This window comes from Mycolicibacterium bacteremicum, from assembly GCF_002086115.1.
GTDB lineage: Bacteria > Actinomycetota > Actinomycetes > Mycobacteriales > Mycobacteriaceae > Mycobacterium > Mycobacterium bacteremicum.
This window is the reverse complement of record NZ_MVHJ01000054.1, coordinates 1-10,972: the sequence shown is the minus strand read 5'-3', so window position 1 is coordinate 10,972 and position 10,972 is coordinate 1. Positions and strand designations below refer to the sequence as shown.

8 protein-coding genes are annotated in these 10,972 nt (G+C 66.4%); 4 read left to right on the top strand and 4 right to left on the bottom strand.

The window, feature by feature from the left end:
• Positions 1 to 107 precede the first annotated feature (107 nt).
• Positions 108 to 959 (top strand): sugar phosphate isomerase/epimerase family protein, encoded by an 852-nt coding sequence (locus BST17_RS28245; RefSeq protein ID WP_234807870.1) that lies wholly within the window; start codon positions 108 to 110, stop codon positions 957 to 959.
• Here BST17_RS28245 and BST17_RS28240 read toward each other — a convergent pair.
• Entirely contained in the window at positions 956 to 1,933 is a 978-nt protein-coding gene (locus BST17_RS28240; RefSeq protein ID WP_083062321.1) for a Gfo/Idh/MocA family oxidoreductase, read from the bottom strand. The genes BST17_RS28245 and BST17_RS28240 overlap by 4 nt on opposite strands.
• A 51-nt stretch (positions 1,934 to 1,984) precedes the next feature.
• Between BST17_RS28240 and BST17_RS28235 the strand changes: the two genes are divergently transcribed.
• Positions 1,985 to 3,019: a Gfo/Idh/MocA family protein gene (locus tag BST17_RS28235; RefSeq protein ID WP_083062320.1), complete on the top strand. Its 1,035-nt coding sequence runs from the start codon at positions 1,985 to 1,987 to the stop codon at positions 3,017 to 3,019.
• On the opposite strand, the gene BST17_RS28230 is transcribed toward BST17_RS28235, so the two are convergent.
• Positions 3,013 to 4,035 carry a LacI family DNA-binding transcriptional regulator gene (locus BST17_RS28230; RefSeq protein WP_083062319.1) on the bottom strand — a complete coding sequence of 341 codons (1,023 nt, stop codon included), beginning with the start codon at positions 4,033 to 4,035 and terminating at the stop codon, positions 3,013 to 3,015. The genes BST17_RS28235 and BST17_RS28230 overlap by 7 nt on opposite strands.
• A 76-nt stretch (positions 4,036 to 4,111) precedes the next feature.
• Between BST17_RS28230 and BST17_RS28225 the strand changes: the two genes are divergently transcribed.
• Complete coding sequence (locus tag BST17_RS28225; protein WP_083062318.1) at positions 4,112 to 5,266, top strand: phytanoyl-CoA dioxygenase family protein; 1,155 nt, start codon at positions 4,112 to 4,114, stop codon at positions 5,264 to 5,266.
• A 1-nt stretch (position 5,267) separates the two neighbouring features.
• Here the strand turns inward: BST17_RS28225 and BST17_RS28220 are convergent, their stop codons facing one another.
• A complete protein-coding gene (locus BST17_RS28220; RefSeq protein ID WP_083062317.1) occupies positions 5,268 to 6,428 on the bottom strand; it encodes a Gfo/Idh/MocA family protein in 1,161 nt (386 codons plus the stop codon).
• 218 nt (positions 6,429 to 6,646) lie between these two features.
• Between BST17_RS28220 and BST17_RS28215 the strand changes: the two genes are divergently transcribed.
• On the top strand, positions 6,647 to 8,290 hold the full coding sequence (locus tag BST17_RS28215) for a fatty acyl-AMP ligase (protein WP_083062316.1): 1,644 nt from the start codon (positions 6,647 to 6,649) through the stop codon (positions 8,288 to 8,290).
• A gap of 87 nt (positions 8,291 to 8,377) precedes the next feature.
• On the opposite strand, the gene BST17_RS28210 is transcribed toward BST17_RS28215, so the two are convergent.
• The gene (locus tag BST17_RS28210) at positions 8,378 to 10,555 is read right to left on the bottom strand and encodes a glutamine synthetase III family protein (protein ID WP_083062315.1); all 2,178 of its coding nucleotides are present in this window, start codon (positions 10,553 to 10,555) and stop codon (positions 8,378 to 8,380) included.
• Positions 10,556 to 10,972: the final 417 nt, after the last annotated feature.

The window sequence follows — 10,972 nt, the reverse complement described above, 5'->3', positions numbered from 1 at the left end:
CACCCCGGCGAGCGTGCGTGTCAGCACCCCAACACGCCGAACTCACACCCGAGTTCACGCACGCTCGCCGGAGGGAACTCACACACGCTCGCGACCGAGGAGAATCGTTGACCAACCACCGACTCGTCGCGACTGCGTGGTCCAGCGCCGGCGATGTGTCCCCCATGCACAACCCGGCGGTCAGCCCGGTGCCGATCGCCGACCGACTGGGGGCCATCGCCGAGGCCGGTTTCATCGGCTTCGGACTGATCGCCGACGACCTACGCGTCATCCGGGATTCGATCGGCTTTGCCGCGTTGAACGATATGGCGGCCGAGGCGGGTCTGACCCATATCGAGATCGAGTTGATCGAGCGGTGGTGGATTCCGCGGGCCCGGCTGGGGCACTCCTACGATGTGCGAGATCTGCTGTTCGAGGCCGCCGACGTGCTCAGCCCGGCCTTCATCAAGATCGGGTCCGAGCAGCGTCGGCGCACCACCGATCTCGGTGAACTGATCGATCCGCTGCGTGAGCTCGGCGATGAGGCCGAGGCGCACGGCACCCGTATCGCGATCGAGCCGATGCCCTTCTCGCTGATCGACACCATCCCGGTCGGCGCCGAACTCGCGCATGCGGCAGCGCATCCCGCCGTCGGACTGGTGATCGACGCCTGGCATGTCTTCCGGGCGGGCACCACGATCGGCGACCTGGCGCGCTGCCTGACACCGGAGATCATCTTCGGTGTCGAACTCGACGATGCCGCCGAACAGGTCGTCGGCAGCCTGTTCGAGGACACCGTTCGCAACCGGATGCTCTGCGGCGATGGCGCGTTCGACCTCACCGGGCTGGTGGCGATGCTGCGCTACTTCGGATTCCGCGGTCCGTGGGGTGTCGAGATCCTGTCGGACACCTTCCGGCAGCTGCCGGTGCCGCACGCACTCAAGCTCGCGGCCGAATCGGCAGCGTCCGTGCTCGTCTAATCGGCAACGGCCGTCCAGGCACCATTGGAGTGCATGGACGCCACCAGCGCATCGGCGACCTGCGCGGCCCGGAGGCCATCCGCCGCACCGGCAAGTGTCGACGACCGGCGCTGGTTCAACGAGTCCACCCATTCCTGCAATTCGATCCGGTACGCATCGCTGTAGCGCAGGATCCAGTCGGCGGGATAGTCGACGCCCCTGTGCCGTTCGGCGTCGGTCACCACATGTGCCGGCAGTGTCAGTGCCACAGCGCCGGTCTCCATGACGATCTCACACCGGGTGTCGTAGCCGTACCGGGCGTTGAGGAACAGTTCGACGGTGACCAGCACATCCGATGCGGTGCGCAGCAGGTAGATCTGTGGATCCTGCCGCGTGCCGGCGTTCGCCGAGGAACGGCCGTGCTGATAGCTCACCTCGATGATCGGGGAATCCAGCAGCCACGGAACGATATCGAGTTCGTGAATGGCCGAGTTCGTGATCGACGAGGCCGAGTCTCCGCCGGGGTATGCGCTGACGGTGCGACTGATGCAGTGCGCCACCAGCGGGGCACCCAGTTCTCCGCGCACCACCCGCTCGCGCAGGGCGACGTATGACGGGTCGAAACGGCGCATGAACCCGACGGTGATCAGCTCGGCCCCGGCTTGTTCCTGAACCAGCGCAGCGCTTTCCGCCGCCGTCGGTGCCAACGGCTTCTCGCACATGACGGGTTTTCCGACCCGCAGGGCGGCACGCACCAGGCCGGCGTGGGTGTCGTCGCGGGTCGCGATGATCACCGCGTCGACGTCATCGTCCTCGATGAGCGCGACGCCGTCCGCGTGTACCCGCGCACCCAGTTCGGCCGCAACACAATCGGCCACAGTGGCGTCGAAATCGCTGACCGCAACAAGTTCCGCACCCGACACTACCGTTGCGATCTTGCGGGCATGGTCAGCGCCCATGACGCCGACCCCGACAACTCCTACACGCACAGCCATGGCGTGAGTATTACATACTAATGTCCTTACAAATAGCCTATTCTCAGGCTCATGACGTTCACCGCACTACCGGAGCCGCGCACCCCCGACCCGCGGGACGCACCGAGCCTGCGCTGGGGCATCCTCGGCCCGGGCTGGATCGCCCATCGATTCGTCGAGACGCTGCAGGCGCGAACTACCCAGCGTGTGAACGCGGTCGGGTCCCGGGGCAAGCAGCGCGCCGAAGCCTTCGCCGGCCAATGGTCTGTGCCCGCCGCGCACGGCAGCTACGAGGCCCTGTTCGACGACCCGGACGTCGACATCGTCTACATCGCCACCACCCATCCCAGCCACCGCGACAATGCCATCGCGGCGCTGGATGCCGGCAAGCACGTGCTCGTCGAGAAGCCCCTTGCCGTCGACGCGGAGGGGGCCAGGGCCATCGCCGCCGCCGCGGCACGCAACGACCGCTTCGTCGGCGAGGCGATGTGGACGAAATTCCTGCCCAAGTTCGACGTCATCCGGCAGCTGCTCGATGCCGGCGCTCTCGGCGAGATCCGCACCGTGATCGCCGACCACGGCGAGTTCTTCACCCCCGATCACCGCATCTACGATGCGAGCCTGGCCGGTGGTCCGTTACTCGACCTCGGTACCTACACCATTGCCCTGGCGCACTTCGTCTCCGAAGGGTTCAGCTCGGTCCGGGCGTTCGGCCAGGATGCGCGTGCCGGCCTCAACGGCCAGATCTCGGCAGTACTGTCCGACGCGACGGGCAACCAGGCGCTGCTGCACACCACCATGCTGTCCGATACGCCGACGACGGCGTCGATCATCGGACGCGATGCGACGCTGCACCTCGACGGAGCCTTCTACATGCCCGGCCCGTTCACGATGAGCCGGCATCGCGGCCACCCGGACGATCCGGGTCGGGTGCTGCGCTATGCCGAGCAGCCCGGCGGACACACTGACGGCCTGCACTACGCGGCGGTGGACGCGGCCCGCTGCATCGCAGTCGGCCGCCGCGAATCGGAGGTCCATCCGCTGCGGCACGCCATCTCGACGCTGGAGGTCGCTGACGAGATCCGCCGACAACTGGCGGTTCAGTAGACCGGCAGGTTGTGCGGGGTGATGACCTGAATCGCCGACGGCGCCTTCGGAAGCGGTCCCGGAAGCGCACCGTGGTGCACCATGATCATCCGCGCCAGCTGTCGCATATCGGCAGCGAGGTCGTGGTGCAGCACCGCCGTCATCCGACCGTCGATCAGTAGTTCCCGGTTGGCCGGGGCCAGGTCGTGACCGACGAATGCCGCACATGTCCGTCCGGCCGCCGCGAATGCTGTTGCGATGCCGCTGTTTCCACCGCCGATGGAGTACACCGCGACGATATCGGGATGCGTGGCCAATGCCGCGGAGACCAATGTGCGGCAGGTGTCGTCGAGGCCATCGGAATTCGGGATGTCCACGATCACCCGGTCCGGGTCGTAGTGTCCCAGTGCGGTGCGGAAACCGCGCTCGCGCTCCTCCTCACCCCGGAACAACTCGCTGCTGGTGACGACCAGGATGGCACCCGGGCGGGTGCCGAGAACCTGATGCACCAGATAGGCTGCCGTGGCGCCGGCCGCCCGATCGTCCATACCCACGTGCGCGATCCGGGTGCTGGCCGGGACATCGGTGACCAGCGTGATCACCGGGATCCTGGCCGCGGTCAGCCGACCGATCGCGGCGGCAACCTCCGGCACATCCGGCGCCTTGAGCACCACGGCGTGGCTGCCGGAGCGGGCAATGGCATCGAGTCGGCGGACCAGCTCGGTGATGTCCCACTGCTCGCCGACGTGGAATCGGCTGCGCAGCACAGCCGGCCCGAGGGTGGGCAGCTCACGTTCAAGGGCACGACGCACCAGCGTGGAGAACCGCTTCGGGGTGTCCATGACGACGTCGACCATGAAGGTGCGCTCAGACAGCCGCAGCTGGGTGCGTTGGCGCTCGAGTTCGTCGACCGCCCGCTCCACCTGCAGCACCGTGCCGGCCCGGACCCCGGGCCGCTGGTTCAGCACGCGGTCCACCGTCGCCTCGCTGACCCCGGCCTGGCGGGCGATCTCCCGAATCGGGAACGGGTGGCGCATCCTGCTTCGTTTCTGAGGTCGATTTGATGGCTTTGACCGGTTGTTCCGGCCCGGTCATCTTGTCATTCTCGAATCCATGACGACAAGCATCACGGCCGGCACCGGCCGCATCTCCGAATCCGACTGCCATGTCGACGATTTCGCTCGCCTGGTGCAGCAGGAAACCGATCTGGCCGATTATCCGTTCGCCGCCGAGACCCACCGCGGGGTGCTGTTCTACTCCGCCGCGGCAATCCGCGCCCTTCCCGACCGTCGCGAGGAGATCGCCGACGAATTCGCCAGGGCGTTCCTGGACGGGCCCGGCATCGTCGTCATCAAGGGCGCGTACGGCCCCGAACATGCGCTGGCCGAGACCACCGACCTGTTCACCCGGATCATCGCCGAGCAGCGGGCCTCCGGCGTGGTGGCCGGTGACCACTTCGCCAAGCCCGGCGCCAACGACCGGATCTGGAACGCACTACAGAAGCTCGCGCTGACCGCGCCCGAGTTGTTCGTGCGCTACTACGCCAACGACATCCTGGCCCTGGTGTCCTATGCGTGGCTGGGACCGATGTATCAGGTGACCTCGGCGATCAACGTCGTCAACCCGGGGGGCCAGGCGCAGAACCCGCATCGGGACTACCACCTCGGATTCATGTCCACCGACACCGCCGCGCGATTCCGGGCGCACACCCACCGGCTGTCGCCCGCGTTGACCTTGCAGGGCGCGGTGGCGCACGTGGACATGCCGCTGGAATCCGGACCGACGATGTACCTGCCGTACTCGCAGCGCTACGAACCGGGCTATCTGGCCTTCAACCTCCCCGAGTTCCGGGCGTACTTCGACGCGCACTACGTGCAGCTGCCGCTGAAGGCCGGCGACGCGGTGTTCTTCAACCCGGCGCTGTTCCATGCGGCGGGCACCAACTCCTCGGCCGACATCAAACGGATGGCGAACCTGCTGCAGGTCTCCTCCCCGTTCGGTCGTGCACTCGATGCGGTGGACCGCGAGCGAATCGTCAACGCGATCTATCCGTTGCTGCCGATGCTGTCCGTGCAGGACCGCGAACACGTGATTGCCGCCGCGGCAGAGGGTTACGCGTTCCCGAGCAACCTCGACCTGGATCAGCCGATCTCCGGACTGCACGGTGAGACGCAGGCGGAGCTGGTACGGCGGGCGCTGGCGTCAGCGATGAGCCCGGACGAGCTGGCGGCCGAGCTGACCGCGCTGACCGCGCGGCACACCGCCTGACTCAGTAGCGCACCGGGTCGGGGGCCACCCACGATCCGGTGCGCACCGACTCGGTGATCGCCTCGATGATCTGGGCGGCGGCAACGGCATCCCAGATGGTGGCGCCGACGGGCGAACCCGTCGCGATGGACGCCAGGAAGCGGTGCGCCTCGATCACCTTGAGCTCGTCATAGCCCATGGCCATGGCCGAGCCGGGCTGGAAGGCCGCGTACTCGCCGTCGCCCGGACCGACGAACCGGGTACTCACCGACTGGTCCTGAACGGCGGAGCCGTGACCGACCCGCAGTTCACCGATCCGGCGGAAGTCCCACGCGACAAAACCGGTGGTGCCGTGGATTTCGAAACCGTAGGCGTTCTGCTCACCGACGGCGACCCGGCTGGCTTCGACCGCACATCGGGCGCCGGAGGTCAGCCGCAGCTGGGCGAACACGTAGTCCTCGTTCTCGACGCCGCCGCGTTGCCCGCCGCCGGCGCGTTGATGGCCGGCGGTGGCGCCTGCGGGCTCGGGTCGTTGGGTGATGAACGTGGCGGTGTCGGCGACGACCGCGCCGACCTCACCGAGCAGGTGGCGCACCAGATCCACGGCGTGCGAGGCCAAGTCACCGAGCACGCCGTTACCGCCGCGGGCCCGCTGGAACCGCCAGCTCAAGGCGCCGTCCGGGTGGGCGGCGTAGTCGGACAGGAAGTAGAACCGGGCGTGGGTGATATTTCCGAGAGCGCCTTCGGCGATGAGCGCGCGGGCGGCCGCGACTGCCGGCGCATTGCGGTAGTTGAAGCCCACCGCGGTCTGCACACCTCGCCGGGCGGCCGCCTGCGCGACGGCCAGTGCGTCGGCGGCGGCGAGCCCGACGGGTTTCTCGATCCACAGGTGCTTGCCCGCATCGATGACGGCCGTACCGATCTCGCGGTGCAGGAAGTTCGGTGCGGTGACGCTGACGGCGCAGATGGCCGGGTCATCGAGCAGTGTCTTCCATTCGGTGTACGCGGTGGCGGCACCGAACTGCTGGGCAGCCTCGGTGGCGCGGCCGGGTACGTCATCGGCGATCGCGACGAGTTCGGGCGCGGGCACGTCCGTGTAGTGGTGCCGCAGCCGTGCGTAGGCCTGCGCGTGCACGCGGCCCATCCACCCGAAACCGATGATGCCGACGCCGAAGTTGGTCATGGCGGTGAGCGTAGCCAGCTACCCCACACCTGTCCAGACTTTGTTAATACGTTAGAACAAATATCCGTGACCTGGGTTTTTGGTACGTCGAGATGACATCGGGGACGCGCCCGACCGCAGGTCGCCGCCCAACGATGTCGCCTCGGCCGTACACTCATCGGTGCGGGCCCACGTCAATTGCTCCCACTGAGGAATTCGCGCCCGCCCAAAGGACTGTCGTGAGCCGATTTACCGACACAATGCACGCCAACGCTCAGAGCAGCGCCAACGGAATGGTGACCGGGGAACCACACGACCCTGTACGGCATACGTGGGCCGAGGTACACGAACGCGCGCGACGAGCGGCCGGCGGCTTGGCCGCCGCGGGCACCGGGCACGGTGATGCAATCGGCGTCCTGGCAGGCGCGCCGGTCGAGATCGCTCCGATCGCGCAGGGGTTGTGGATGCGTGGTGCCAGTCTCACGATGCTGCATCAGCCGACACCTCGCACCGATCTGGTGTCCTGGGCGCGTGACACCATCGACATCGTCGACATGATCGCCGCCAGGGCGGTCATCGTCTCGGATCCCTTCATGGCCGCTGCCCCGGTACTGGAGGAGCACGGCGTCACGGTTCTGACCGTCGATGGACTGCTGGCCGCCGAGGGCATCGATTCGAGCGACACCACCGGAGACGACATTGCGCTGCTGCAGTTGACATCGGGCTCCACCGGTTCGCCCAAGGCGGTCCAGATCACCCACGACAACGTGGTCGCAAACGCCGAAGCGATGTTCGTCGGCGCCGACGTCAACACCGATACCGATGTCATCGTGAGCTGGCTACCACTCTTTCATGACATGGGAATGACCGGATTCCTCACCGTACCCATGTATTTCGCGGCCGAGCTGGTGAAGGTCACGCCGATGGACTTCCTGGCCGACATCCTGCTGTGGCCCCGTCTGATCGACAAGTATGCGGGGACGATGACCGCGGCTCCCAACTTCGCGTACGCGCTCTTGGCCAAACGCCTTCGCAGACAGGCCGTGACCGGCGAATTCGATCTGTCCACCCTGCGCTGGGCGCTGTCCGGCGCTGAACATGTGGAACCCGCCGATGTCGAAGAGTTCATCGAAGCCGGAAGGCCGTTCGGACTGCAGCCCGAGGCCGTTCTTCCCGCGTATGGAATGGCGGAAAGCACTGTGGCAGTCTCATTTTCGCAGTGCGGTCGCGGGCTTGTCGTCGACGAGATCGACAGCGACATCCTGTCCTCCTTGAAACGGGCCGTTCCGGCGAGCAAGGGCGGCAAGTCGACTCGACTCGCGTGCCTGGGCCCGTTGCTCAACGGGCTCGAAGCCCGCATCGTGGGCGAGAACGGTGAGCTGCTGACCGTTCGCGGCGTAGGCGTGATAGAGCTTCGTGGCGAGCCGGTGACGGCCGGTTACCTCACCCGGGGTGGCTTCGTCGAGGCGCAAGATGCCCAGGGGTGGTTCGACACCGGCGATCTCGGCTACCTCACCGAGACCGGCAACATCGTGGTGTGCGGACGCGTCAAGGACGTGATCATCATGGCCGGCCGCAACATCTATCCCACCGACATCGAGCGCGCGGCCGGGCGTGTGCGCGGCGTTCGGCCTGGCTGCGCCGTCGCCGTCCGAATCGATGCGGGCCGATCCCGGGAGTCATTCGCCGTCGTCGTCGAGTCCAACGGCTTTGAGGACGCCGCCGAAGTCCGGCGTCTGAAACGCGATATCGCGCACGAGGTGGTGGCCGAAGTCGACATGCGGCCGAGGAACGTGGTGGTCCTCGGGCCCGGCGTCATCCCCAAAACACCGTCGGGAAAGCTGCGCCGTACATCGTCGGCCGCACTCGTCGGCACGAGCTGACGCACAACGGGGGTGATCGCCGGGTGCGGGGCGCGGTCACCAGAGGCTCGGACGAGCCTGGTCCCCCGCACCCGGCGATGTCTGGGGTCAGAGGATGTAGAGCATCTCCTGATACGTGGGCAGCGGCCACAGGTCGTCGGCCACCACACCTTCCAGCGCATCGGCGGCCGTTCGGACCGCCTCCATCGCCGGCAGCAGCACCTGCTGCGCATGGGTGGCCTCGTCGAGCGCCGAGTCCGCCGAGTGATCGGCCAGGCCGGATTTCAGCGCACCGACGGCGGCGGTCAGATCGGCGATCGGTGCCGAAACCGCCTCAAGCAGCGTGGTATCCGCAGCCACGCCGGCAGCCTTGAGCGTTGCGACGTTCTGGGCCAGCTCGGTCTGATAACGCACCGCAGCGGGCAGGATCACCGTGGTGCCGAGTTCCAGCGCGAGCTTGGCTTCCACGGCGATGGTCAGCGCATACTGCTCGAGACGCACCTCGTACCGACTGTGCAACTCGCGCTCGTTGAACACCCCGTACTTCTCGAACACCTCGACGGCTTCCGGCTTGATCAGCTCCGGGATGGCGTCCAGCGTGGTCTTGAGATTCGGCAGCCCGCGCTCGGCCGCCTCGATCTGCCAGTTCTCCGAATAGCCGTCGCCGTTGAAGACCACCGCACCGTGCTCGGTGATGATGTCGGTGAGCAACTGCTGCACGGCAGCATCGAAATCGGTGCCGGCGGCGACGGCCTCCTCCAGCACGGTCGCCATGTAGTCGAACGAATCGGCCATGATGGTGTTCAGCACGATCATCGGCACCGCCACCGTTTGCCCCGATCCCGGCGCGCGGAACTCGAATCGGTTGCCGGTGAAGGCAAATGGGCTGGTGCGGTTGCGGTCGCCCGGATCGGTCGGCAACTGCGGCAGCGTGTCGACACCGATGTGCATGACCCCCTTGCCCTTCGATGAGGTGGCCGCACCCTTGGCGATCTGCTCGAACACGTCTGCGAGCTGCGCGCCGAGGAAGATCGAGATGATGGCGGGCGGCGCCTCGTTGGCTCCGAGACGGTGGTCGTTGGTCGCCGAGGCCACCGACACCCTGAGCAACCCGGCGTACAGGTGGACCGCACGGATGACGGCGGCACAGAACACCAGGAATTGTGCGTTCTCGTGCGGGGTGTCACCGGGGACCAGCAGCGAACCGAGTTCGGCATTACCGACCGAGAAGTTGACGTGCTTACCCGATCCGTTCACCCCGGCGAACGGCTTCTCGTGGAACAGGCACTCCATACCGTGCTTGCGGGCGATCGTCTTGAACACCGTCATCAACAACTGCTGGTGATCGGAGGCGATATTGGCCCGTTCGAACATCGGCGCCACCTCGAACTGGGCCGGCGCGACCTCGTTGTGCCGCGTCTTGGCCGGGATGCCGAGTTTGAACAGCTCCCGCTCGGTGTCCATCATGAAGCCCAGCACCCGCTCGGGCACCGCGCCGAAGTAGTGGTCGTCGAACTCCTGCCCCTTGGGCGGTTTCGCGCCGAACAGGGTGCGGCCCGCGTTGATCAGATCGGGCCGGGCCAGGAAGAAGTGCCGGTCCACCAGGAAGTACTCCTGCTCGGGACCGCAGAATGAGACGACCTTCTCCAGATTCTTGTGCCCGAACAGCGTCAGGATACGTTCGGCATGCACCCCCATTGCCTGCTGGCTGCGCAACAACGGCGTCTTGTAGTCCAGCGCCTCGCCGGTCATCGAGACGAAGACGGTGGGGATACACAGGGTGTTGCCGTTCGGATTCTCCAGGATGTAGGCCGGGCTGGTGACATCCCAGCCGGTGTAACCGCGTGCCTCGAAGGTGCTGCGCAGGCCGCCGGACGGAAAGCTGGAGGCGTCGGGTTCACCCTGGATCAGGGTCTTGCCGGCGAACTCGGCCAGCGTCTGCCCATCGGAGACGGGCTCCAGAAAGCTGTCGTGCTTCTCGGCGGTCAGCCCGGTCATCGGGTAGAACACGTGCGCATAGTGGGTGGCGCCCTTGGACAGCGCCCAGTCCTTCATCGCCGAGGCGACGGCGTCGGCGACCGCCGGGTCGAGTGTGGCGCCCTTCTCGATGGTTGCCACCACCGATTTGAACACCGATTTGGGCAGCCGCAACTGCATCTCGGCCTTGGTGAAGACGTTGGCGCCGAAGATCTCACCGGGCGCCTCGGCCGGATCGAAGCTGATGGCCGGGGGGACGTATGCCTCGACATTGTTGATGGCCTGGAGGCGGACTGCGTTACCACTCAATGGAGTTCCTATCGCTGCACGAGCTTGACCGGCCAACGGTAGGAACATTCGATGCCGAATCTGTTACGCGCGCGTCAACGTCTGAAGGCATGGACACTCCATCGTCCTCGATCGCGGCCCTCAAATGCCCACTTGGCGAGCGACAATCGAGCGACAGCTGTTGCGCTCAAGAAACTTTCGACTCTTTCACCACTTTGGCAACATCCGCCCAGTTCTTGTCGGTGGTAGCACGTATGTTCGAGTCATGACCACAGCGGGGCAAGCAGTAGCGGCATTGCGTGCCGCCTACGACGCCTTCGCCGCATGCGATGTGGGGACGATGTCCCGCGACGAGTTGGTCGCCGTGATGGATGAGGTCGAGACGCTGACCTGCCGGTTACCCTCGCAGTGGCATCGCATGCTGGCCACCCTGCAGGC